This window comes from Gymnodinialimonas sp. (assembly GCF_059726805.1).
The window spans coordinates 3830462-3853239 of record NZ_AP041059.1 but is presented as its reverse complement, the minus strand read 5'-3'; the positions used below and the strand labels follow the sequence as shown (position 1 = coordinate 3853239).

Below are 22778 nucleotides of genomic sequence, written 5' to 3'. Positions count from 1 at the left end.
AGGCCCATAAACCGGAGACACGACACATGGCTAATGCAGTCGGTAAAATCACGCAGGTCATCGGCGCTGTCGTTGACGTGCAGTTCAACGATCACCTGCCGGAGATTCTGAACGCCCTGGAAACCACCAACGACGGTAAGCGTCTGGTCCTAGAAGTGGCTCAGCACCTGGGCGAAGGCACCGTGCGGACCATCGCCATGGATTCCTCGGAAGGCCTCGTTCGCGGCCAAGAGGTGACTGACACCGACGGCCCGATCACGGTTCCCGTCGGTCCCGGCACCCTGGGTCGTATCCTGAACGTCGTGGGCGAGCCCGTGGACGAAGGCGGCCCGGTTGAGGCGGAAGAGCGTCGCGGCATCCACCAGGACGCGCCGGAATTCTCCGACCAGTCGACCGAGGCGGAAATCCTCGTGACCGGTATCAAGGTTGTGGACCTGCTGGCGCCCTATTCCAAGGGCGGTAAGATTGGCCTCTTCGGCGGTGCCGGTGTGGGCAAGACGGTTCTGATCATGGAGCTGATCAACAACATCGCGAAGGTGCACTCGGGTGTGTCCGTGTTCGCCGGTGTGGGCGAACGGACCCGGGAGGGCAACGACCTTTACCACGAGATGATCGAATCCGGCGTTATTGTTCCCGACAACCTGTCGGAGTCGAAGATCGCCCTGGTTTACGGCCAGATGAACGAGCCTCCCGGTGCGCGGATGCGGATCGCCCTGTCCGGCCTGACCCTGGCCGAGCAGTTCCGTGATGCGACGGGCGCGGACGTGTTGTTCTTCATCGACAACATCTTCCGCTTCACCCAGGCCGGTTCCGAGGTTTCGGCGCTTCTGGGTCGTATCCCCTCTGCCGTGGGTTACCAGCCGACGCTGGCCACCGACATGGGCACCATGCAGGAGCGGATTACGTCCACCAAGCGTGGCTCGATCACGTCCATTCAGGCCGTTTACGTGCCTGCGGACGACCTGACCGACCCGGCGCCTGCCACGACCTTTGCGCACCTCGACGCCACGACGGTTCTGTCGCGCGCCATCTCCGAGCTGGGGATTTACCCGGCTGTGGACCCGCTCGATTCCACCTCGCGTCTGATGGACCCGACGATTGTGGGCGATGAGCACTACCAGGTCGCCCGTGACGTCCAGGGGATCCTTCAGCGCTACAAGTCGCTGCAGGACATCATCGCCATTCTGGGCATGGACGAGTTGTCGGAAGAGGACAAGCTGACCGTGGCCCGCGCCCGGAAGATCCAGCGCTTCCTGTCCCAGCCGTTCGACGTGGCGAAGGTCTTCACCGGCTCTGACGGCGTTCAGGTGCAGCTGGAAGACACGATTTCGTCCTTCAAGGCGGTTGTGGCTGGCGAATACGATCACCTGCCCGAGGGCGCCTTCTACATGGTCGGCGGCATCGACGAAGTGATCGCCAAGGCCGAAAAGATGGCTGCAGAAGCCGCATAACGATCGGTGGGTTTCACCCACCCTACGAGAGGCGCTGTGCCCGTAGGGTGGGTGGAACCCACCATCACCGCAGGTAAGGAGCCATGATATGGCAACCATGCAATTCGATCTCGTCTCTCCCGAGCGCCGCCTGGCGTCCATGGAAGTGACCGAGGTGCAGATCCCCGGCGCGGACGGTGATTTGACGGCAATGGCAGACCATTCGCCGATGATCACAACCCTGCGCCCCGGCGTGTTGAAAGTGTCGGGCGCGGAGGGGGAGAAATCCTACTTCGTCACCGGTGGTTTCGCCGATATCGCGGGCCCCTCGGCCACGATCCTGGCCGAAATGGCGCTGCCGATCGAAGAAGTCGAAGCCTCGATGGTGGAAGAGCTGATCTCGGCCTCCGAGGCGCGGGTGTCTTCCGCGACGGGCAGCGCGGTGGATGTGGCGGCCAAGTACCACGCCGATCTGACCTCGACCCTCGACGCGATTGTCGGCCGCTAAGGCGCGCCAGACCTGACCAAGCGCCCCCGGCTCCACCGCCGGGGGCGTTTTTGTATCAGATGCCCAAAAAACGTGACCTTGCGCACTTTTTGTTCAGCATTTCTTTAGAATTCGGCGTAAACACTGCGCGGGTAACGACGTAAGTGCAATGAAACGCTTTAAAAACAACCTTATCGCTGTCGACCAAGGGTCGAGCGTCATGTTCTCGGACTTTGCCAACAACGGGCCGATGTGGTCCGGCGATGGGCCGCGTGAGGCGGTGACGCAGGTTGAGTTTGGGGAGGCGTATCTTGAGCCGCCGATGGTCCATGTCTCGATCTCGATGTGGGATACCGGCGGTGATACCAACCAGCGCGCTGACCTGCGGGCCGAGAAGATTACGCGCACCGGTTGCAAGCTGGTGTTCCGCACCTGGGGCGACAGCCGTGTGGCGCGGATCCGGGCCGATTGGATGGCAATTGGCGAAGTGCCCGACGAGGACGCCTGGGACGTCGGGTAGGGGGCTGACGTCAGGTCACTATTGAACGGCGTTCAAAAATGAATGACGTTCATGTTTCTGGATGTAATCCGAGGAAACACCCGATGTCCGAGACTCGACTGACGTTGCTTATCACCATTGCTGCCACCCTTTTGTCAGGTGCCTTCTCGGCTTTCACGCTGGAGCCCATCGGGGAGGTGATTGAAACGCTGGATCTTGGCGACCTCCCCGGTCTTCTGGTCCCCTTCGCCCTGTCTGCGGGCCTCGCCTTCGGCCTCTGCGGCGGCGCGGTGGCTCTGTGGCGGATGCGGGTGCGTCCCCTGGCGGGCGCGGCTTTCTTGGTAATGTCGATGCTGGGGATCGCGGCGGCGGTCTATGTGGCCGCATTGTCATACAACAATGCCGAGGCCAGCTTCCTATGGCCCTACGCAGCGGGCAGCCCGGTGGGCGCCTTGATCCTGGCAGTGCCCTTCGCCTTCTTTGGGCCGTTCGCGCAGCCTTGGGGCACGATTGGCCTGGCGACGGCGCTGCCGACGCTCTGGGCCATGGGGGTAGGTTTCACGTTCAGCGGCGATGCGGCGCTGGAGGTGCCGGGGCTGGCCACGCTCTACGTCGGCTGGCAGCTGATTTTCCTGAGCGTTTTTGCCCTATCGCGGCGGGTTTAACGCCCCCACATGCCGTTGGGATAAGAGCTTTCGTAGATCGGCACCAGGGACGCAGTATCAAACAGCGACGACACCGAGGTGCCGTGCCAGATGTTCAGGATCGACTGGGCGAACATCGGCGCGGTGGGCACGACGCGGATCTGCGGACAGTTTGCGACCGCCTCGGTGGCCTCGATCGTGTCGGTGATCACTAGGGATTTCATCGCCGAATTGCTCACCCGTTCCACCGCCGGGCCGGACATCACCCCGTGGGTGATGTAGGAATGGACCTCTGTCGCGCCCGCCTCGGTCAGGACCTCAGCGGCCTTGCAGAGCGTTCCGGCGGTATCGACGATGTCGTCGATGATCACGCATTTCTTGCCCGTCACGTCGCCGATCACGGTCATGTCCGAGACCTCGCCCGCCTTCTCGCGGCGCTTGTCCACGATCGACAGCGGCACACCGATGCGGGTCGCCAACTCGCGCGCGCGGGCCACGCCGCCCACGTCGGGCGAGACGACCATCACGTCACTCATGTCGCCATCGAACTGGTGCAGGATGTCCAACGCAAAGATCGGCGAGGCATAGAGGTTGTCCACGGGCATGTCGAAGAAACCCTGGATCTGGGCCGCGTGCAGATCCATCGTCAGAACCCGCTCGATCCCGCCGGAGGCGATCATGTTGGCGACCAGCTTGGCGGTGATCGGCGTGCGCGCCTTGGTCCTACGGTCCTGGCGGGCATAGCCGAAATAGGGGATCACGGCGGTCACGCGGCTGGCCGAGGATCGGCGCAGCGCGTCGGCCATCACCAAAAGCTCCATCAGGTTGTCGTTGGCGGGCTTGGACGTCGGCTGGATGATGAACATGTCCTCACCGCGGACGTTCTCATAGACCTCGACAAAAATCTCACCGTCGTTGAAACGCTCCACCCGGGCGTCGACAAGGCCCACTTTCAGGCCCCGGTGCATCGACATGCGGCGCGCGATGGCGTCGGCCAAGCCCTTGTTCGCGTTACCGGAAATGAGTTTCGGATCTTGTGCAGGCATGACGTCTAGTCCCCGAGATGCGGGGCAAAGGCCCGTCCCCACGCGGCCACCCCAGTGCAGTTGACACCCCCTAACACTCAGCCCACGGTCCGGGAAAGCCCAAATGGGCACGCATCGCCAGAAGGGGCCGCCATGGCACATATCGACTACTATCTCTCGACCAGTTCGCCCAACGTTTACCTGGCGGCCACCCGGATGGAGGCCGTGGCGGCTCGCCATGGCGCCACGATCACCTACAAGCCGCTGGATACCGTAGCGCTCTTTGGCCGAACCGGAGGTCTGCCCCCGGGCCAGCGCCACCCCAGCCGCCAGGCCTACCGGCTGCAGGAACTGCGTCGTCAAGCGGCCAAGCAGGGCCTGCCCATCAACGTGCAACCGATGTTCTTTCCGACCAATCCCGCGCCCTCGTCCTATGCGCTGATCGCGGCCCAAAAGGCCGGTGGCGGTGATCTGGGCGCCTTGGTTCACGGCATCACGCGCGCCGTCTGGGCGGAAGAGCGCAATATCGCCGAGGATGACGTGATCCGCGAAGCGCTGGAGGGCGCGGGCTTCGACGGAGACCTGGTCAACAGCGGCATGTTGGCGGGTGCCGAGGAATATGCCCGCAACCTGGAAGACGCCGAGACCGCAGGCGCCTTCGGCGCGCCGTTCTACATCGTCGACGGGTCCGAGCATTTCTGGGGGCAGGACCGGGTCGAGGATCTGGATCTGTTTCTGTCCGGCAAGCTGTGAGCGTCAAGCATTGGGGCCCGGAAGCCCCCGAAGAACCCGGGGCGGAAGCGGCCCTGATGCTCCACTGCACCTTGGCAAATGGCGGTGCTTGGGCCAGTTTGGCGCGGCATTTGCGCGGGCGGCTGACCCTGGTGGCGCCTGATCTTCTGGCCCACGGTGACGGTCACGCCTTTGACCCGACCCGTGATTTCCACGATCAGGCCACAGAGGCGGCGGCGCGCCACCTTACCCCTGGCATGCATCTGATCGGCCATTCTTTTGGCGCCACGATCGCCCTGCGCCTGGCGCTCGATCAGCCAGAGCGGGTCAAAAGCCTTACCCTGATCGAACCGGTTCTGTTCTGCGCCGCCCATGGCCCCGGCCGCGCCGCCCATGATGCCTATGTGGCGGGCGTCCCCCAGGCGCTTGCCGAAGGGGACAGAGCCCGCGCCGCGCGGTGTTTTCTGGGCCTTTGGGGCGCGGAGCCCTTTGACGGGATGCCGCCCGCGCGCCAGGCCTATATCACCGACCGCATCTGGATCCCCGCCGCGACAGAGCCCGCGCTTCTGGACGACCGCGCCCGGATCCTGCCACGTTTGCCGCAACTGCCCACGCCAACCCTGCTGCTCCACGGCGCCCTGTCGCCGCCGGTCATCCCCGAGATCATCGCCCGCCTCAGTTCAGACATCCCCAACAGCCAGGCCCAGGTTCTGGACGGTGCCGCCCATATGGCGCCGCTCACCCATCCTGCCGCAACCGCCCGCGCGATCCTGGGGTTTCTGGACCAGCTCTGACACTGCCTCCCTTTCATCTTGCCCAAAAAACTCATCTTCTGGACCGCCAGAGGCCCCAGGGCGCAGGCGGTCCACAGGTTTGGCCTGCCCCTGACCCCAGCGCCCCTCTTGCACAGCGCCGCCCAGTACCGCATCTATTGAGGGCAACACGAAAGGCATCTTCATGGCCCTGCCTGCACGGCAACAAGCGCTTTATTGGTCCCTGGCGGCGGCGGTCTTTCTGCTCCTGCTGTGGGTCCTGGGCAGTGTGATCATGCCCTTCATCGTCGGCGGGGCGATTGCCTATTTCCTTGATCCCGTCGCCGACCGGCTGGAGCGTTTGGGCTGTTCGCGGGCCGTGGCGACCTCGCTCATATTCGTCATGTTGATCCTGGTGGTCGTGATCTTTGCCTTCATGGTCATTCCGGTGTTGATCCAGCAGACCTCTGGCCTGATCGAGGCCGCCCCCGGCATCTTCGAGAACCTGCGCGTGTTCCTGTTGGAGCGGTTCCCGGACGCTTTCGACGAGGGCTCTCCGGTGCAGGAAAGCCTCGCCAATCTAGGCGCAACCATCCAATCGCGCGGGGCCGAGCTGTTGCAGACGGTGCTCAGCTCGGCTGCGGGCGTGGTCAATGTCATCGTCTTTCTGGTCGTCGCCCCGGTCGTCGCCTTCTACATGCTGCTGGACTGGGACCGCATGGTCGCCCGCATCGATCAGCTCCTGCCCCGCGACCATGCCCCCGTCATCCGCAAGCTCGCCCACCAGATCGACCGGACGCTGGCCAGCTTCGTGCGCGGCCAGGGCACCGTCTGTCTGATCCTGGGGACGTTTTACGCGGTGGCGCTGATGATCGTGGGCCTGCAATTCGGCCTCGTGGTGGGCCTGATCGCGGGGCTCTTGACCTTCATCCCCTACGTCGGCGCCCTGGTGGGCGGCGCGCTGGCCATTGGGCTCGCGCTGTTCCAGTTCTGGGGCGATTGGTGGAGCATCGTGATCGTGGCATTGATCTTCCAGGCCGGACAAGTGGCTGAGGGCAACGTGCTGACGCCCAAGCTTGTCGGGTCCTCCGTCGGGCTGCACCCGGTCTGGCTGATCTTTGCGCTGTCGGCCTTTGGCACCGTCTTTGGCTTCGTCGGCATGCTGGTCGCCGTCCCGGTTGCCGCCGTGATCGGCGTGCTGGTGCGCTACTTCGTCGAGCAATATCAGGGCGGTCTGCTCTATCAGGGCGTCGCGGCCCAGGACGCCACGAATGACGTGTCGGGCGACGCGCAAGACTGATGGCGCAGCAACTGACCCTGGACCTGCCCCTCCGCCCCGCGATGGGGCGGGATGATTTCTACGTCTCCAACGCCAATGCCGCCGCCGTGGCGCAGATCGACGACTGGGAAGACTGGCCCTCGGCCAAGCTAGTGCTTTGCGGCCCCTCGGGCTCCGGCAAGACCCACCTCGCCCATGTCTGGGCGGCGGCGACCGGCGCGCAGATCGTGGCGGCCCTCGATATCACCGCACAGCTCGAAACCCTATCTGAGGCGCCCGCCCTGGTGGTGGAGGACGCAGACAAAATCTGCGAGGACCGTTCGCCCCAAAGGGGCGATAGGGAGGAGGGGTTGTTTCACCTGCACAACGCCCTGGCCCACCGCGGCGCGCCGCTCCTGATCACCGCCAAGGCGCCGCCGTCCCGTTGGGGCATCGGGCTGCCGGATCTGGCCAGCCGCATGGCGCAGGCGGGCCTCGCCAAACTGGACGCGCCGGACGACGCGCTGCTGATGGCGGTCATGATGAAACGCGCCGTTGACCGCAAACTGCCGCTCAAGCCCAAGATGCTGACCTACGCCGCCCCGCGGCTGGAACGCTCCTTCCAGGCCGCTGATGCCTTCATCGCCCGCGTCGATGCCCTGGCGCTCAGCGAAAAGCGCAAACCTACCTTGGCCCATGTCAAAGCGGCCCTTGCGCAGCAAAGCTATGATCCGTCATCGTGACGCCACATCTTGCAGCTAGGCCAACCCTATGAGTTTTGCAGATTTCCTCAACGCCCCCTGTCCCGCCCCGGTCGATCTGCCCGAGGAGGAGGTCACCGGCCCCGCCCGCTTCTTCAACCGCGAGCTTAGCTGGCTGGCCTTCAACTGGCGCGTGCTGGAGGAAGCGGTGAACCCCCGTGTGCCGCTTCTGGAACGGGTGCGCTTCATCTCGATCTCGGCGGGCAACCTCGATGAGTTCTATACCGTCCGCGTCGCGGGCCTGCGGGAGCTGGCCCAGGAGGGCAACCTGACCCCCGCCGCCGATGGCCGCTCCCCCGCCGAACAGCTCAAGCTGATCAACGCCGACGCCCGCGCGCTGATGATGCAACAGCAAGCCGCCTGGGTCGATGTCCGCGCCGAGCTGGAGGCAGAGGGGATCACCGTCGTCACCCGCGACGACCTGAGCAAGGCCGACATCAAGCACCTGTCCGACGTGTTCCTGTCCCAGGTCTTCCCGGTCCTGTCGCCGCTGGCCATCGACCCGGCGCATCCCTTCCCCTTCATCCCGAACGAGGGCATCGCGCTGGCCGTGCAGCTCAAGCGCGACCGCGACGGGCGCGTCTTGCAGGCGCTCTTGCCGATCCCGGGGCAAATCGACCGCTTCGTCTCCCTACCCGCAGAGGCAGGCACCGTGCGCTTTCTGCCGCTGGAAGAACTGCTGCTGCTTAACATTACAGAGCTGTTTCCCGGCTACAAGCTGACCGGATCGTGCATGTTCCGCGTGCTGCGCGACAGTGACCTGGAGGTGGAGGAAGAAGCCGAAGACCTGGTGCGGGAGTTTGAGACCGCCCTGAAGCGCCGCCGCCGCGGCGAAGTCGTGCGCCTGCAAATCAGCGCCGACGCACCCGACAAACTGGCCGCTGAGATCATCGAAGAATTGCACGTCACCGGCGATGAGGTGGTGGAGGTGCGCGGCATGGTGGGCCTTGTCTCCCTGAAAGAGCTGGTTCGCGATGACCGGCCTGACCTTCTGTGGCGCAGTTTCACGCCGCGCGTGCCTGAACGGGTGCAGGACCATGACGGCGACATGTTCAACGCGATCTCCCAAAAGGACATGCTGCTGCACCACCCCTATGAGACCTTCGATATGGTGATCCGCTTCCTGGCCCAGGCCGCGCGCGATCCCAATGTGGTGGCGATCCGGCAGACGCTCTACCGGACGTCCAATGAGTCCCCGATCGTGGAGGCGCTGTGCGAGGCCGCCGAAAACGGCAAATCCGTCACCGCCCTGGTGGAGCTGAAAGCACGCTTTGACGAGGCCGCCAATATCCGCCAATCGCGCAAGCTGGAACGCTCCGGCGCGCATGTTGTCTACGGCTTCATCAACTACAAAACCCACGCCAAGATCAGCACCGTCGTCCGGCGGGAGGGCGACAAGCTGGTGACCTATACGCACTATGGCACCGGCAACTACCATCCCATTACCGCGCGGATTTACACGGACCTGAGCCTTTTCACCAATGACGCAGCGCTCGGGCGCGATGCCACCAAGGTGTTCAACTATATCGGCGGATATGCGGAGCCGGAGGTGTTGGAAAACCTCTCCATCTCGCCCCTGATGATGAAGAAGACCCTGATTGAGGGCATCAAAGCCGAGGCGGAACACGCGCGCGCGGGCAAGCCCGCGATGATCTGGGCGAAGATGAATTCGCTGATCGAGCCGGATGTGATCGACGCTCTGTATGAAGCGTCCCAGGCGGGCGTGCAGATTGACCTGGTGATCCGGGGCATTTGCGGGTTGCGGCCGGGCATCAAGGGCCTGTCCGACACCATCCGGGTGAAGTCCATCGTCGGCCGTTTTCTGGAGCATTCACGCATCGTATGTTTCGGCAACGGCCACGGGTTGCCCGCCAAGAAGGCACGGGTCTACATCAGTTCCGCCGATTGGATGGGCCGCAACCTGAACCGCCGGGTGGAAACGCTGGTCGAATGTACCAACCCCACGGTGAAGGCGCAGATAGTGAGCCAGATCATGGCCGCGAACCTGGCCGATGTGGCGCAAAGCTGGGTTTTGCAGTCCGACGGCACCTTCCAGCGCCCGGACCTGAGCGAGATCGACAACCCGTTCAACTGCCACAGGTTTTTCATGGAAAACCCGTCGCTGTCCGGGCGTGGTAGCGCGGGCGCCAAGGATGTGCCGGAGCTGACCCACAGCGATGATTGACCGGGGCGGCGCGCCCGTGTCAAACCTAAAGCGTTGCCTGCCAAATCGACTACCATCAGGGGCCTGCCGATGAACGACCATGACCCCGATTTCGGCCCCTTTGGCCTGCCGCTGTTCAACGGCCCCGAGGCGCGGTCGCTGGCGCGGGTAGGCGTGATCGACATCGGATCGAACTCGGTCCGGTTCGTGGTCTTTGACGGCGCAGCACGCTCTCCGGCGTATTATTTCAACGAAAAGATCCTCTGCGGATTGGGCGCGGGATTTGCCGAGACTGGGCGCTTGAACGTAGAAGGCCGCGCGCGCGCGCTGGCCGCGTTGAAGCGGTTTGAGGTGTTGTCGCGGGAGATGGGCGTAAAGCCCTTGCTGACGGTGGCCACGGCAGCGGTGCGCGACGCCGAGGATGGCCCGGAATTCCGGGCCGATGTTCTGCAACAAACAGGTCTGGAGATCCGCATCCTTGACGGCGCGGAAGAGGCGCGGCTGTCGGCCCAAGGCGTGTTGCTGGGGTGGCCCGGGGCGGAGGGGTTGATCTGTGACATCGGCGGATCGTCGATGGAGCTGGCCGAACTGATGGGCGACGGTGTCGTCGGCGCGCGGCGCACGTCGGACCTGGGGCCTCTGAAGCTGATGGGGATCAAGGGCGGCAAGAAGGCCATGCGCAAGCACATCAAGGAGCGCGTGGAAGCCTTGGTGGCGGAGTTTCCCACCAAGCCCAAACGGCTGTTCCTGGTTGGCGGCTCGTGGCGGGCGATTGCCCGCGTCGACATGGTGCGCCGCGACTACCCGCTGCGGGTGCTGCATGAATATCGCATGACGCCCAAGGCGATCATGAACACGATCAAACACATCGCTACCGTCGACCCTGAGGCGTTGCGGTCCGAGACCGGAACCTCGGCCGAGCGGATGCGGCTGGTGCCCATCGCCTCCCTGGTTCTGAAAGAGCTGGTCCGGCAGGTGAAGCCGCGCGAGGTCGCGATCTCCAGCTACGGGATCCGCGAGGGGCTGCTTTACGACCAGATGTCCCCGGCCTTGCGCCACCGCGATCCGCTGATCGAAGCGGCGCGCCATGCGGAGGCCTCCTCCGCCCGGCAGCCCGGATTTGGGCGCGCGCTTTACCGGTTTGTGGAACCGCTGTTTGCGGGCGCGCGGCCCGAGAAGAAGCGCCTGGTGCGCGCCGCCTGCCTGCTGCACGACGTCAGCTGGCGCGCCCATCCCGATTACCGCGCCGAGGTCTGTTTTGATAACGCCACCCGCGCCAACCTGGGCGGGTTGACCCATGGCGAGCGGATTTACCTCGGGCTGGCGCTGTTGCACCGCTACAAGTCCAACCGCGCGGGCACAGGCTTTGATGCGGGTCTGTTGGACCTGCTGTCAGAGGCCCGCGTGCAAGAGGCCGAGAACCTGGGCCGCGCCATGCGCTTTGGCGCCATGTTCGCCACTGCCAACCCCGTCGATCACGGGCGGCTGAAGTATCGCCCGCAGCGCAAGGAGTTGATCCTGACGCTGACCTCTGACGCGGGGCGGAGCCTTTTTGGCGAGGTCGCCGCCGCGCGTTTCAACGCGCTGGCCAGCGCCATGGGGGTAGAGCCGATCGTGAAGGGTCTGACGAAAGGGCGGAAGGGGTAGGGATTCCCTCCATCGCGCGGGCCGCCTGGATGGCCTAGGTATGGGTCATCGCAACAGAGCGACAAGCCCGGAGAGACACCCATGACCGCCCTGAACGCCATCGCCTGCTCAGCCGTCCTGCTGATCCTCGTGGTGTTCTCGGTCATGGTAGCTGCCCCCGTCTCTGCGGCCGTGTTCTAGCGCGAAACGTCCCCAAGGTGCGGCGGGCTTTGTCCCTTGTCCCGCTGCACCGACCCCTCCCTTGTTCACTGCCTTTTGCGGCCCCCTTCGGGGGGCCGTCTTTTTTTGGGGCAGGTGTGATCCGGCGCGGCAAAGGTAGGGAATGCCCCCATGTTTTGCCGCCACAGATGCCGATAGCGTGATCTCATGAGAGAGAGAAGGAGCTGCCCAATGTCCACCATGAACATGCTGTCCGTCACCCTGATCGTCCTTATCCTTGCCTGCATCATGGCCGCTGTCATCGGCGTCCGCTCGGCCCAGGCCGAGACGCGCAACGGCACCGCGGGCACCGACCTGCGCACCGTTGAACGCCCGGTCAACGACATCGTTTCGGGGCCGGTTCGCTCGCCTTTCGTGGGCACCGCCGAAGGCGAGCACGACATCTGATCCCGCGCTTGTGAGGCAAAACCCTTTGGCGTAGACCGTCGGGACCAGTCTTTTCCCAAGGTCCCATCCCATGCGCCTCAGCCGCTACTTCCTGCCCGTCCTCAAAGAAACGCCCGCCGAGGCGCAGATCGTCAGCCATCGCTTGATGCTGCGCGCGGGCATGATCAAGCAGTCCAGCGCGGGGATCTATTCCTGGCTGCCGTTGGGCTACAAAGTTCTGAAAAACATCGAACGGATCGTCCACGAGGAGCAGATCCGCGCGGGTCACATCCCGATGCTGATGCCGACCCTGCAATCGGCCGAGTTGTGGCAGAAATCCGGGCGCTATGACGCCTATGGCCCCGAGATGCTGCGCCTCAAGGACCGCCATGACCGCGATATGCTCTACGGTCCCACCAATGAAGAGATGATCACCGACATGGTGGGCACCTTCGTGACGTCCTACAAATCGCTGCCGCTGACGCTCTACCACATCCAGTGGAAGTTCCGCGACGAGGTGCGCCCCCGGTTTGGCGTGATGCGGGGCCGCGAGTTCCTGATGAAGGACGGCTACAACTTTGACCTGACGAAAGAGGCGGCGCTGCACGCCTACAACCGCCACCTGGTGTCCTACCTGCGCACGTACGAGCGGATGGGCCTGCAGGCGATCCCGATGCGGGCGGACTCTGGCCCCATTGGCGGCGATTACACGCACGAGTTCCTTGTGTTGGCCGAGACCGGCGAGTCGGAGGTGTTCTATGACGCCGAGATCACCGATCTGAAGTTCGGCGATCGCGAGATCGACTATGACAATTGGGACCAATGCGCCGAGGTGCTGACCGAGTTCACCTCGCGCTATGCCCGCACCGACGAGACCCACGATGAGGCAGAGTTTGCCGCCGTGCCCGCAGATCGCCAGCGCTCTGCCCGGGGAATCGAGGTGGGTCAGATCTTCTATTTCGGCACCGAGTATTCCGAGAAGATGGGCGCCCATGTCCAGAACGACGAGGGCGAGCGCGTGCCGCTGCACATGGGATCCCACGGGATTGGCGTGAGCCGTCTGTTGGGCGCGATCATCGAGGCGTCCCATGATGATAAGGGCATCATCTGGCCCGAAGGCGTGACGCCGTTCCATTGCGGGATCGTCAACCTCAAGCAGGGCGATGCGGAGGCCGATGCCGCCTGTGAGGCCCTGGAAAAAGCGCTGGAAGCCGCCGGGCTGGAGCCGCTTTACGATGACCGGAATGAGCGGGCGGGCGGCAAGTTCGCCACGATGGACCTGATCGGCCTGCCGTGGCGGATCACCGTGGGGCCGCGCGGCCTGAAGAACGGCGTGGTGGAGCTGACCAGCCGCCGCACGGGCGACAGCGAAGAGATGACGCCGGAGGCCGCCGTGGCCCGCGTGGCAGAGATCTACGCGGCCCATAAGCCGGTGAATGCGGGCGTCTAAACCCGGCGGCAAGCCGTTGAAAAAGGTTGGGAAATCCGGACTTTGAGAATCGAAGAGGGGCGGGTAACGTTTTCGTTATTCAACAAAGGACCCCTTATGACAAAACTTCTCATTCCCCTCGCTTTGCTTGCCGTCCTCTCGGCGTGTGTTCCCGTGGCGCCGGTGCAACCGGACGTCTACGACCTTCCGGCCCATTGCTCTTACGACGCCTACGGGCAGGTCATCTGCACCAACTGAGGCCGCTTCTTCGGTCTGACATTTCCGGCGCCGAGCCTTCGTTCGGCGCCGTTTTCCGTCACGGCACGGGCGTCAGGAAAATCTCGCCCGATTGCAGGCGCGCCAGATCCCTCAGCACATAATCCACATACATCGCGACGTTGCGGTCGAAGTCCTCTTCGGGCTGCGGGTCGGTGCGGCTTTCCACACCGATGATCTGGAACCTGCCCCCATTCTCGATGAACAGCGGCGAGCCGCTGTCGCCTTGCAGCGTATCGCATTCATGTTCCAGGACATTTTCGGGTGCAAGCTCGATGAATGGGCAGGCAAGGTTGCCGGTCATCACGCCCTGCTGGTCATAGCTGTAGCCCGCCTGCATGATGGCCGGGCCGCGCCCCTGGGACATTTCGGCGACTTGCTGCGGGGTCAAAAGGCCCACGTCCATCCAGCCCAGTTGACCGCCCAAAGGCTGCGACAGCGCGATAAAGGCGTAGTCCGTGCCTTCCTGCTCGCCGTTGATGTACCCCTCTGCCGCATAGAAGCCGGTCACGCCGGAGCGCGCGACATGGGCGCCGTTCTGGAACCCGGCGAGGAATTCAACCGGCAGCGTGTCGACGACGCCTTCCTCGATGATGCAATGGGCCGAGGTCAGGATCAGGGAGGGGCCGATCAGGGTGCCGGTGCAGCTGGCTTCCGACAGGTCCACGAAACCAATCATGTTCCAGGGCGCGGTGGCGGCATCGATGATGACGCGGTCGTCGTTGCCGAAGAACGCGCGGTCGAAGTTGACTTCCGGCGGGCCCAGTTCGGTGATCAACACGTCGGCGGTTGGGTAATTGGGGGCCGTATTCTCGTAGGTGCCGATCCAGATGTCGTACTGACCGCCGAGCGGCGTTTCAAAGTTGATCGCGGGGTTCAGGTTGACGGTGTCATCGTTGCAATGCCAGGCGCCGTCGGGGCCGTTGATCAGCATGACCGTGTCGGCCCCGGCCTCCACATAGATCGACAAGGGAAAGCCGAAGTCCCCATCGGTGAATTGCAGTCGCAGGTCAGGGGCCTCGGCAAAGAAGCCCCGGCAGGTGTCGCCGGTGCGGCTGTCGGTGAACTGGCCCTGGTTCGTCCCCCCCGCCTGAAGCGTCGTGCGGTGCGGGTCCGGTTGGAAGTTCGTCACCAAGGCAATCTCGCCAAAGGTGGGGGGCAGGTTCGCGTCCTGCGCCTGTGCGGCGAGGGCCGTTGTCAGGAAAACGGCAGTGGGCAGAGCGATGAAAAGTGAGGAATGCATGGGGTTGTCCGTCAAATGGCTTGTGCCCGGGGGAGGCTAAGCACAGCGGCGGAACGCGGCAAGGGGCTGCGGCAGATCAATCGACCCGCCGCAGCCGGGCGTTACTTCGTCACCGGGGCGGGCACGGCCGCGGTGGCCGCCGGGGCGGTGTTGGTCAGGGCCTGATACTCGGCCACGATATTGCCGATATACATCGCGACGTTGATGTCGAACTCCAGCTCGGGGCGGAAGTCGGTGTAGGATTCCACGCCGATGATCCGGTAGCCGTTCGGGTCCTGGACAAACAGCGGCGAGCCGCTGTCGCCCTGCACCGTATCACATTGATGCACAAGGGTGTTCTGGCGACCCAGCTCCACAAACGGGCAGCTGAGGTTGCCCGTCAGGATGCCGGGGCGGTCGGCGCTATAGCCCGCCTGCAGGATGTCCGGCCCCGTGCCATTGGCGTATCCCGCGATCTCCTGCGGTGTGAGCGTGCCGATGTTCATCCAGCCCAGACGGTCGCCCAGGGGTTGGTCGAGGTAGAAGAAGGCGAAGTCCATCCCCTCCTGCTCGGCCAGGCGCCACAGCTCGGGCACATGGTAGCTGGTCACGCCCGCCGAGGCGACGGAGGCCCCGTTCTGATACCCGGCGCTGAAGCGGATCGGCGGATTGTCCTGCTCGCCCAGGTTGGCAATGCAATGCCCGCCCGTCAGCACGATATTGGGCCCGATCAGCGTGCCCGTGCAGCTGCCCGATTGCATCTCTACATAGCCGATCATGTTCCAGGGCGCCTGCGTGACGTCCATGACCAGCCGGTCGTCATTGCCAAAGAACGAACGGCGGATCTGCGCCTCGAACGGTTCCAACGCCGTGAACGACAGCTGCGCGCCCGGATAGTCGCCCTGGGGATCGCCATAGGTGCCGACCCAGATGTCATAGGTCCCGCTTTGGGCATTGGCGAAGGTCACCGCGCTGTCGAGGCCATGGGTATCATCGTTGCAATACCAGCGCCCGTCGGGGCCGTTGATCAGCAGCACGGGATCATCGTGGGACTCAGCCGTGATCGACAGGGGATCGCCATTGGCCTGATAGACCATGCGATAATCGGGGGCATTGGCAAAAAAGCCCCGGCACACATCGCCCGAAATCGCATCGGTGAACGAGCGCTGCACGTCACCGCCTGCCAGCAGGTAAATCCAGTTGGGATCATTGGCGAAGCCGGCCTGCAGGTCCTGGATCCCGAACGTCGGGTTCAGGGACGTGTCTTGGGCCACGGCAGGGGCGAGAGGGGCCGCGATGAGGGCGGCGGCAAGGGTGAGGTGGCGCATGAAGGGGCCTCCGATTGGGTGGGTCTGGAGGTAAAGGTAGGGGCTCGGGGGGCGTTGGGGCAAGGTAGGGTTTGCGGGGAATGTTGGCGAAACGGGGACGGGAAAACCTCCAGTGACATCCGTACACAGCCTGTACACAGCCCGTACACCGCCACCGCATCCATCAAATTTTAAGAGATTTGTGGGAACCTGCCCGGACCCGAAGCTTCATGGACCAGACAGATGCGACCGAAATTCACCGACAAGTCCCCCACCAAGACCGAGCGCTTTCACCACTTCTACATGGTCGATGCCATGCGCCGGTTTGAATACGACATGCACAACGCCATCGCTTTGAACGGCCGCGTGCCGCTGGCCTGGCACGACCTTTCGACCAAGCGAGAGGCCGGGACGACCCGCGTGACCGTGCGGCTGGATACGGACGTGGTGAAGTGGTTCCGCTCGATGGGGCCGGGGTATCAACCGAGGATGAACGCGGTGCTGCGGTCGTTCATGCACGCCAAACTGATGGGGCTGCTGCAGGGAGACGATACGCTAGACATGTTTCGCGACCCGATGTTTGAGGGGCGCGACAAGCCCCAGTGGGGAGACATGGCGCGGGCGCGGGGGGAGGGTTGAAGAACAGCTGAAAAGAGGCTGTCGATGAGAATTTTTTCTGGTAACGATCGTAGGCTAGCGTGAATGCTTGGTTCTGCCGATGCTGACCCCATTTGTTTTTTTGATTACTATGCGGACCACAAAAAGTACCGCAGTGGAGCACGTCAAGTCATTGGGGGATAACAGCTGTACGCATTGCATTGCGCGATGGGCGCGGGACGGCGCTCGGGTTGGAGAGTGGGATACTTTAAACTATGCTCTCGTTGTCAAAAGTAATCATCCTTGGGGTTAGTCACATTGAAATTTCCAGAACGAAACTTAAAGATAGCACCATCAGTATGTCTGTTCTTAGTCGTTTCCGGTGCCGTAGTCGCGCAGTCTCTACCTGAAGGTTGGCAGCAACTGACACCAACGTATCAACCAGCGGAGGTGCCCGGACATGAGTTCGATACATACCTAAGGAGTTCTCCAAATGGATTGTACCACCAAATTTGCAATAGTTCCGATGAACCGTCGGTAGTTATTTGGTCTGCAATTCGCTTTGGCTCTGGCGAGAGCCGGCCGCTTGAGGGAGGAAAATGCATTTTTCGTGAAGAGGTGTTTTTCCGCGGCACAGGTCAGCCGGCGGTGGATATGCCTCGCACTACCCTTGCGTCACGAATCGAATTTAATCGAACAGTAATAAATCGCCGGATTCCTACCGAGGTATTTTGCGACCAGGGTTGGTATGATCAATGCGAAAACAGGTTTCTTGATTGGCTGGCCCGCGGTTACTATCTTTTTCGCATCGGGCGCAGTCGGGGAGTAGACGGTAGCGTTCAGGATTACGCCACGACTCTCGTCGCAGAAATGGGCTCTACCGGGTGGGACTTCACTGTTTCTTCAGGTGAAGGGAGTTCTGAGATTTTGCTGCTAGTAAGTTTGTTGGAAAGTTCAGATGAACCAATAGTTCGACACTTATCCAATGATTTACTAGAACAGCCGGTGTTTGCGCTGCAAGATCTCAGCAGCGATCTAAGTCTAAATGTCGCTGACTTTGAACCCGAAATTGATAGCGGTCGCTATGCAATTATTCTGCTCGATGAAACATCTGAAATTGAGCCTGGGTTCTTTAATTTTTCGTTGGTATTTGGCGCTCCATCTCAAGTATCATTATTCGTTCTTGATGGCGATGTAGTCATTGAAGCAACTCGAATTGGGGTTACCTTTTTTTAGAATCAATAAGGTAAGATAAGATGTTGCGCACTGCTTTAGCTTACGTGTTAAGTGCCTTAATCGTTTATCCGTTCAAATGGATGATGCCTACTTTTTCAGAAACCTCCTGGGTACAGCACATGCCTACGGCCATAATGCTCGGTATTCCGATTGTTTCCATTCTTTTGGTTGATCTCTTATTGGTTCCAATTGCTAAATCTTTAGATGAGCCGATCGAGGGTGAGAAGAGAATTGTGTTGGGTGATCGTGCTCGTCGTTATTTGACGTCACGAGCTCTAGTTATCTTATTCCTAACATTTGGTATGTTCGCTTGGGGGCGGACCCTAATTTCAAATATGCAGAATTGGGACTTCATATGGTTCTATTTGCTGTTGCTTGCTGCGTTTCAAGGCGCCTTAGCTGTGGTTGCAAGGTTGCTGCTGCTGCTGGTAAGAACATCGCCTCAACCCTGAAGTGCCCGCACAACAGTCTCGCCTTCCCGTGCGCTCACCATCGCCTGGGCCGCCGCGTGGGACCCTGCCAAGGTCGTGAAGTACGGGATCTTGTCCATCAGGGTCACCGACCGCATGCTCCGCGAGTCCTCGACGGCCTGGGCGCCCTCAGTCGTGTTCATCACCAGCTGCACGCCGCCGTCCTTGAGGATGTCGACGATGGTCCTTCCGCCCTCGTATTGTTTGTTGACCAGCTCGCTTTCGATGCCCGCGTCCGCCAGGAAACGGGCGGTGCCGGAGGTGGCTAGGATGTGGAAGCCGAGGGTTTTGAGCATTTGCGCCGTCTCCACCAGTTCGACCGTTTTGTCGGCCTCCTTGATCGAGAGAAACGCCGTGCCGGTTTCGGGCAGGGACACGCCTGCGCCCAGTTGCGCCTTGAGGAACGCGCGGGGGAAGGTGCGGTCCCAGCCCATGACCTCGCCGGTGGAGCGCATTTCGGGCGACAGAAGTGTGTCGACGCCGGGGAAGCGGGCAAAGGGCAGGACGGCCTCTTTCACCGAGAACCAGGGCGTGCGGAAATCGGCCAGCGCCATGGGGTCGCCGGGGATGATCGGCGTGTCCTCGTCCACCGGCACATGGGGCGTTGCGGTGGGGAAGTCGGCCAGTTTTTCGCCCGCCATCAGCCGCGCGGCGATGGAGGCGATGGCGGAATCGGTGGCCTTCGCCACGAACGGCACGGTGCGCGAGGCGCGGGGGTTCACCTCGATCAGGTAGATGTCGTCGCCGCCGTCCACGTTGGTTTTGACCGCGAACTGGATGTTCATCAGGCCGACAACGTTGAGCGCCTTCGCCAAGGCCTCGGTCTGGGCGATGATGCGGTTTTGCACGTCAGCCGAGAGGGTGTGGGGCGGGAGCGAGCAGGCGCTGTCGCCGGAATGCACGCCCGCCTCTTCGATGTGCTGCATGATGCCCGCGACGTGGACGGCGTCACCGTCACAGAGCGCGTCGACGTCCACTTCTGTGGCGCCGTCGAGGTAGCTGTCGAGGAGCACCGGGCTGTCGCCCGAGACGACCACGGCGTCGCGGATGTAGCGGTTCAACTGTGCCGCGTCGCTGACGATTTCCATCGCGCGGCCCCCCAGCACGTAGGAGGGGCGGATGACCAGCGGGTAGCCGAGCGCCTCGGCGGCTTGCTTGGCTTCTTCGTCGGTTGTGGCGATGGCGTTGTCGGGCTGCTTGAGGCCCAGGCGCTGGACAAGCTGTTGGAAACGCTCGCGATCTTCGGCGAGGTCGATGGCGTCGGGCGTGGTGCCGAGGATCGGGATCCCGGCCTCTTCCAGCGCGTTGGCGAGTTTGAGGGGCGTCTGGCCGCCGAATTGGACGATGACACCGTGGAGCGTGCCGCGTTCCTGCTCCACGCGCAGGATTTCCAGCGTGTGCTCCAGCGAGAGCGGCTCGAAATAGAGGCGGTCCGAGGTGTCGTAGTCGGTGGAGACCGTCTCGGGGTTGCAGTTGACCATGATGGTCTCATAGCCCGCGTCCGATAGCGCGAAGCAGGCGTGGCAACAGCAATAGTCGAACTCGATGCCCTGGCCGATGCGGTTGGGGCCACCGCCGAGGATGACGACCTTTTTGGCATCTGACGGGCGCGCTTCGCATTCCGCCTCGCCCATCACGGGCGTCTCGTAGGTGGAATACATGTAGGGGGTCTGCGCCTCGAACTCGGCGGCGCAGGTGTCGATGCGCTTGAACTGGGCCACGACGCCCGCGCCGATGCGGGCGCGACGGATCTCGTGTTCCTTGAGGCCGGTCAGGGTGGCGAGGCGGGCGTCGGTGAAGCCCATCATCTTGACGTGCCGGAACTCTGCCTCGGTGGCCAACATGCCGCGCGCGCGGATGCGGGCTTCTTCGTCGACGATCTCGCGGATGCGGGCGAGGAACCAGGGGTCAAAGCGGGTCGACGCGTGGATGGCATCGTCGCTCAACCCGTGGCGCATCGCCTGGGCGATGACGCGGATGCGGTCGGGGGTTTGCAGGGCGAGGGCCTTGGTGATCGAGGCGGTGTCTTCGTCGGCGGCCTTCGACCAGAGATCGGCAGACACGCCGGGGATCTCGATTTCGTCAAAGCCGGTCAGGCCGGTTTCCATCGACGCCAGCGCCTTTTGCATCGACTCGTGGAAGGAGCGGCCAATGGCCATGGCCTCGCCCACGGATTTCATCGCGGTGGTCAGGTGCGGTTCAGACCCTGGGAATTTCTCGAACGCGAAGCGGGGGATTTTGGTGACGACGTAGTCGATTGTGGGCTCAAAGGAGGCGGGCGTGACCTTGGTGATGTCGTTGTCCAGCTCGTCCAGCGTGTAGCCCACGGCCAGCTTCGCGGCGATCTTGGCGATGGGGAAGCCGGTGGCCTTGGAGGCCAGCGCGGAGGAACGAGAGACACGGGGGTTCATCTCGATCACGACCATACGGCCATCGGCGGGGTTCATCGCCCATTGGACGTTGGAGCCGCCGGTCTCGACGCCGATCTCACGCAACACGGCAATCGAGCCGTTGCGCATGATCTGGTATTCCTTGTCGGTGAGCGTGAGCGCGGGGGCCACGGTGATGCTGTCGCCCGTGTGGACGCCCATCGGGTCCACGTTCTCAATGGCGCAGACGATGATGGCGTTGTCGGCCTTGTCGCGCACCACCTCCATCTCAAACTCTTTCCAGCCCAGAAGCGATTCATCCACCAGGATCTGCGCCATGGGGGAGGCTTCCATGCCCGAGCGGCAGAAGAATTCATACTGCTCGCGGTTGTAGGCCACGCCGCCGCCGGTGCCGCCGAGGGTAAAGGCGGGGCGGATGATGGCGGGCAGGCCCACGTATTCGATGGCGGCGATGGCCTCTTGCAGACCGGCGTTGATGTCGAACTTGCCGTCCTCGCCCTTGGGGGCGGTGATGATGGTGGCTTTGGGGTTTTCCAAGCCAATCCGGTCCATCGCCTCGCGGAACAGTTTGCGATCCTCGGCCATCTCGATGGCGGGACGCTTGGCGCCGATCATCTCGACCCCGAATTTTTCCAAAACGCCCATTTCTTCGAGCGCCAGGGACGTGTTCAGCCCGGTCTGCCCGCCCATGGTGGGGAGCAGCGCATCGGGGCGTTCCTTCTCGATAATCTTGGCGACAACTTCGGGGGTGATGGGCTCAATGTAGGTGGCGTCGGCCAGTTCCGGGTCCGTCATGATGGTGGCGGGGTTGGAGTTGACGAGGATCACCCGGTAGCCCTCTTCCCGCAGCGCTTTACAGGCTTGCGCGCCGGAGTAGTCAAATTCGCAGGCCTGCCCGATGACAATGGGCCCCGCACCGATGATCATGATCGAGTTGATGTCTGATCTTTTTGGCATGGTAGCCCCCAACATGTGCGCAAACTGTCGCCCCGAAGGGGCGCTCGGACAAACTTGTGGCGTTATAGTCGGGAGGCCGTGGGGCGCAAGGGCGGAAGGGGCGGGACGCGCAAACTTTGGGCCGGGGCGATGCACGGCCAGGGGGAGGTTTTTTGGGAACCGGGCGGCATCGGCCTACGTTTGACTGCCACGACATACCCCTGACCTGCGGAGTTTCCCATGACCACGCCCCCCAAGGCCATTTTGTTTGGTGCCATCGGCACGCTTGTTGAAACCTCTGACATGCAGCGCAGGTCGTTTAATGCGGCCTTTGAGGATGCGGGGTTGGATTGGGAGTGGGGGAGGGAAGACTATGCGCGGTTGTTGCGCACCCCCGGCGGGGCGCGGCGGATTGAAGATTATGCGCGCGACAAGGGGCAGGAGGTGGATGCGGCGTTGATCCACGAGGCCAAGGTCGCGCATTTCCGGGCGCGCGCGCTGGCAGAGGGGTTGGAGTTGCGCCCCGGCGTGGAGGCCGTGGTGGCCTGCGCAAGGGCAGAGGGGGTGGCGCTGGGCTTTGCGACCTCCACCGGGGCAGAGACGGTTGATCTGCTGTTTGAGGGGTTGGGAGAGGCCTTGCGAGAGGAGGCCTTTGCCTTCATCGGCAATCGCGGGTTGGTGGCGCACAGCAAGCCTGATCCAGAGATCTACCAGGTGGCCTTAAGCCAGCTTGGGCTATCGCCCGACGAGGCCATTGCGATTGAGGATACGCCCGAGAGCGCAGAGGCCGCCTTGGCTGCGGGCGTGGCCTGCGTGGGGTTCGTGGGCGCGGAGGCCATCGGCCGGAGGTTTCCGGCAGAGGTCCGCGTGGTGGAGCGGTTGGAGCCCGCGTTCTTTGGGCTGGGCCGCGCGGGCTAGGCGTTGCGCGCGG

General features: G+C 62.9%; 21 protein-coding genes. 17 read left to right on the top strand and 4 right to left on the bottom strand.

From position 1 onward, the window contains the following. Positions 1-26 precede the first annotated feature (26 nt). The 4 genes from atpD (at position 27) to AC6I9R_RS18760 (ending at position 3081) form a co-directional block, all read left to right on the top strand. Positions 27-1451: a F0F1 ATP synthase subunit beta gene (atpD, locus tag AC6I9R_RS18775; protein ID WP_461428979.1), complete on the top strand. Its 1425-nt coding sequence runs from the start codon at positions 27-29 to the stop codon at positions 1449-1451. A gap of 88 nt (positions 1452-1539) precedes the next feature. Beyond that, entirely contained in the window at positions 1540-1938 is a 399-nt protein-coding gene (locus AC6I9R_RS18770) for a F0F1 ATP synthase subunit epsilon (protein WP_461428978.1), read from the top strand. A 148-nt stretch (positions 1939-2086) separates the two neighbouring features. Continuing rightward, positions 2087-2437, top strand: coding sequence for an H-type lectin domain-containing protein (locus tag AC6I9R_RS18765; RefSeq protein WP_461428977.1), 351 nt, complete (start codon positions 2087-2089; stop codon positions 2435-2437). A gap of 83 nt (positions 2438-2520) precedes the next feature. Then, the gene (locus AC6I9R_RS18760; protein ID WP_461428976.1) at positions 2521-3081 is read left to right on the top strand and encodes a hypothetical protein; all 561 of its coding nucleotides are present in this window, start codon (positions 2521-2523) and stop codon (positions 3079-3081) included. On the opposite strand, the gene AC6I9R_RS18755 is transcribed toward AC6I9R_RS18760, so the two are convergent. After that, the gene (locus tag AC6I9R_RS18755) at positions 3078-4106 is read right to left on the bottom strand and encodes a ribose-phosphate pyrophosphokinase (protein ID WP_461428975.1); all 1029 of its coding nucleotides are present in this window, start codon (positions 4104-4106) and stop codon (positions 3078-3080) included. The genes AC6I9R_RS18760 and AC6I9R_RS18755 overlap by 4 nt on opposite strands. Positions 4107-4238: 132 nt before the next feature. On the opposite strand from AC6I9R_RS18755, the gene AC6I9R_RS18750 reads away from it, so the two are divergent. From AC6I9R_RS18750 to AC6I9R_RS18710, 9 genes are all read left to right on the top strand, one after another. After that, positions 4239-4838 (top strand): 2-hydroxychromene-2-carboxylate isomerase, encoded by a 600-nt coding sequence (locus tag AC6I9R_RS18750; RefSeq protein WP_461428974.1) that lies wholly within the window; start codon positions 4239-4241, stop codon positions 4836-4838. A gap of 56 nt (positions 4839-4894) precedes the next feature. Further along, entirely contained in the window at positions 4895-5611 is a 717-nt protein-coding gene (locus tag AC6I9R_RS18745) for an alpha/beta fold hydrolase (protein ID WP_497862999.1), read from the top strand. Positions 5612-5774: 163 nt separating this feature from the next. After that, complete coding sequence (locus AC6I9R_RS18740) at positions 5775-6869, top strand: AI-2E family transporter (RefSeq protein ID WP_461428972.1); 1095 nt, start codon at positions 5775-5777, stop codon at positions 6867-6869. Then, a complete protein-coding gene (locus AC6I9R_RS18735) occupies positions 6869-7570 on the top strand; it encodes a P-loop NTPase family protein (RefSeq protein WP_461428971.1) in 702 nt (233 codons plus the stop codon). Before AC6I9R_RS18740 ends, AC6I9R_RS18735 begins: the two co-directional genes overlap by 1 nt. Before the next feature lie 28 nt (positions 7571-7598). Further along, entirely contained in the window at positions 7599-9773 is a 2175-nt protein-coding gene (locus AC6I9R_RS18730) for an RNA degradosome polyphosphate kinase (protein WP_461428970.1), read from the top strand. A 69-nt stretch (positions 9774-9842) separates the two neighbouring features. Beyond that, positions 9843-11399 (top strand): Ppx/GppA family phosphatase, encoded by a 1557-nt coding sequence (locus AC6I9R_RS18725; RefSeq protein WP_461428969.1) that lies wholly within the window; start codon positions 9843-9845, stop codon positions 11397-11399. A 390-nt stretch (positions 11400-11789) separates the two neighbouring features. Next, positions 11790-12005: a hypothetical protein gene (locus AC6I9R_RS18720; protein ID WP_461428968.1), complete on the top strand. Its 216-nt coding sequence runs from the start codon at positions 11790-11792 to the stop codon at positions 12003-12005. 70 nt (positions 12006-12075) lie between these two features. Then, positions 12076-13434, top strand: a complete 1359-nt coding sequence (proS, locus tag AC6I9R_RS18715) for a proline--tRNA ligase (RefSeq protein ID WP_461428967.1) — start codon at positions 12076-12078, stop codon at positions 13432-13434. Positions 13435-13530: 96 nt separating this feature from the next. Continuing rightward, positions 13531-13671, top strand: coding sequence for a hypothetical protein (locus AC6I9R_RS18710; RefSeq protein WP_461428966.1), 141 nt, complete (start codon positions 13531-13533; stop codon positions 13669-13671). Positions 13672-13729: 58 nt separating this feature from the next. On the opposite strand, the gene AC6I9R_RS18705 is transcribed toward AC6I9R_RS18710, so the two are convergent. Then, entirely contained in the window at positions 13730-14932 is a 1203-nt protein-coding gene (locus AC6I9R_RS18705; protein WP_461428965.1) for a trypsin-like serine peptidase, read from the bottom strand. Between the two features lie 101 nt (positions 14933-15033). Then, positions 15034-16239: a trypsin-like serine peptidase gene (locus AC6I9R_RS18700; RefSeq protein WP_461428964.1), complete on the bottom strand. Its 1206-nt coding sequence runs from the start codon at positions 16237-16239 to the stop codon at positions 15034-15036. 222 nt (positions 16240-16461) lie between these two features. Here AC6I9R_RS18700 and AC6I9R_RS18695 point away from each other — a divergent pair, with 222 nt between their 5' ends. The 3 genes from AC6I9R_RS18695 to AC6I9R_RS18685 all read left to right on the top strand — a co-directional run bounded on the left by AC6I9R_RS18695 (position 16462) and on the right by AC6I9R_RS18685 (position 18503). After that, positions 16462-16857 carry a BrnA antitoxin family protein gene (locus AC6I9R_RS18695; protein WP_461428963.1) on the top strand — a complete coding sequence of 132 codons (396 nt, stop codon included), beginning with the start codon at positions 16462-16464 and terminating at the stop codon, positions 16855-16857. Positions 16858-17133: 276 nt separating this feature from the next. Continuing rightward, the gene (locus AC6I9R_RS18690) at positions 17134-18051 is read left to right on the top strand and encodes a hypothetical protein (RefSeq protein WP_461428962.1); all 918 of its coding nucleotides are present in this window, start codon (positions 17134-17136) and stop codon (positions 18049-18051) included. A gap of 20 nt (positions 18052-18071) precedes the next feature. After that, positions 18072-18503, top strand: a complete 432-nt coding sequence (locus AC6I9R_RS18685) for a hypothetical protein (protein WP_461428961.1) — start codon at positions 18072-18074, stop codon at positions 18501-18503. On the opposite strand, the gene carB is transcribed toward AC6I9R_RS18685, so the two are convergent. Beyond that, the gene (carB, locus tag AC6I9R_RS18680) at positions 18494-21868 is read right to left on the bottom strand and encodes a carbamoyl-phosphate synthase large subunit (protein WP_461428960.1); all 3375 of its coding nucleotides are present in this window, start codon (positions 21866-21868) and stop codon (positions 18494-18496) included. The genes AC6I9R_RS18685 and carB overlap by 10 nt on opposite strands. 219 nt (positions 21869-22087) lie before the next feature. Between carB and AC6I9R_RS18675 the strand changes: the two genes are divergently transcribed. Next, on the top strand, positions 22088-22765 hold the full coding sequence (locus AC6I9R_RS18675) for an HAD-IA family hydrolase (RefSeq protein ID WP_461428959.1): 678 nt from the start codon (positions 22088-22090) through the stop codon (positions 22763-22765). Positions 22766-22778 lie beyond the last annotated feature (13 nt).

What these genes read in the sequence shown, in the direction of transcription:
- atpD (WP_461428979.1), top strand. Translation starts at nt 27, where the DNA reads ATGGCTAATGCAGTCGGTAAAATCACGCAGGTCATCGGCGCTGTCGTT.
- AC6I9R_RS18770 (WP_461428978.1), top strand. Translation starts at nt 1,540, where the DNA reads ATGGCAACCATGCAATTCGATCTCGTCTCTCCCGAGCGCCGCCTGGCG.
- AC6I9R_RS18765 (WP_461428977.1), top strand. Translation starts at nt 2,087, where the DNA reads ATGAAACGCTTTAAAAACAACCTTATCGCTGTCGACCAAGGGTCGAGC.
- AC6I9R_RS18760 (WP_461428976.1), top strand. Translation starts at nt 2,521, where the DNA reads ATGTCCGAGACTCGACTGACGTTGCTTATCACCATTGCTGCCACCCTT.
- AC6I9R_RS18755 (WP_461428975.1), bottom strand. Translation starts at nt 4,106, where the DNA reads ATGCCTGCACAAGATCCGAAACTCATTTCCGGTAACGCGAACAAGGGC.
- AC6I9R_RS18750 (WP_461428974.1), top strand. Translation starts at nt 4,239, where the DNA reads ATGGCACATATCGACTACTATCTCTCGACCAGTTCGCCCAACGTTTAC.
- AC6I9R_RS18745 (WP_497862999.1), top strand. Translation starts at nt 4,895, where the DNA reads ATGCTCCACTGCACCTTGGCAAATGGCGGTGCTTGGGCCAGTTTGGCG.
- AC6I9R_RS18740 (WP_461428972.1), top strand. Translation starts at nt 5,775, where the DNA reads ATGGCCCTGCCTGCACGGCAACAAGCGCTTTATTGGTCCCTGGCGGCG.
- AC6I9R_RS18735 (WP_461428971.1), top strand. Translation starts at nt 6,869, where the DNA reads ATGGCGCAGCAACTGACCCTGGACCTGCCCCTCCGCCCCGCGATGGGG.
- AC6I9R_RS18730 (WP_461428970.1), top strand. Translation starts at nt 7,599, where the DNA reads ATGAGTTTTGCAGATTTCCTCAACGCCCCCTGTCCCGCCCCGGTCGAT.
- AC6I9R_RS18725 (WP_461428969.1), top strand. Translation starts at nt 9,843, where the DNA reads ATGAACGACCATGACCCCGATTTCGGCCCCTTTGGCCTGCCGCTGTTC.
- AC6I9R_RS18720 (WP_461428968.1), top strand. Translation starts at nt 11,790, where the DNA reads ATGTCCACCATGAACATGCTGTCCGTCACCCTGATCGTCCTTATCCTT.
- proS (WP_461428967.1), top strand. Translation starts at nt 12,076, where the DNA reads ATGCGCCTCAGCCGCTACTTCCTGCCCGTCCTCAAAGAAACGCCCGCC.
- AC6I9R_RS18710 (WP_461428966.1), top strand. Translation starts at nt 13,531, where the DNA reads ATGACAAAACTTCTCATTCCCCTCGCTTTGCTTGCCGTCCTCTCGGCG.
- AC6I9R_RS18705 (WP_461428965.1), bottom strand. Translation starts at nt 14,932, where the DNA reads ATGCATTCCTCACTTTTCATCGCTCTGCCCACTGCCGTTTTCCTGACA.
- AC6I9R_RS18700 (WP_461428964.1), bottom strand. Translation starts at nt 16,239, where the DNA reads ATGCGCCACCTCACCCTTGCCGCCGCCCTCATCGCGGCCCCTCTCGCC.
- AC6I9R_RS18695 (WP_461428963.1), top strand. Translation starts at nt 16,462, where the DNA reads ATGCGACCGAAATTCACCGACAAGTCCCCCACCAAGACCGAGCGCTTT.
- AC6I9R_RS18685 (WP_461428961.1), top strand. Translation starts at nt 18,072, where the DNA reads ATGTTGCGCACTGCTTTAGCTTACGTGTTAAGTGCCTTAATCGTTTAT.
- carB (WP_461428960.1), bottom strand. Translation starts at nt 21,868, where the DNA reads ATGCCAAAAAGATCAGACATCAACTCGATCATGATCATCGGTGCGGGG.
- AC6I9R_RS18675 (WP_461428959.1), top strand. Translation starts at nt 22,088, where the DNA reads ATGACCACGCCCCCCAAGGCCATTTTGTTTGGTGCCATCGGCACGCTT.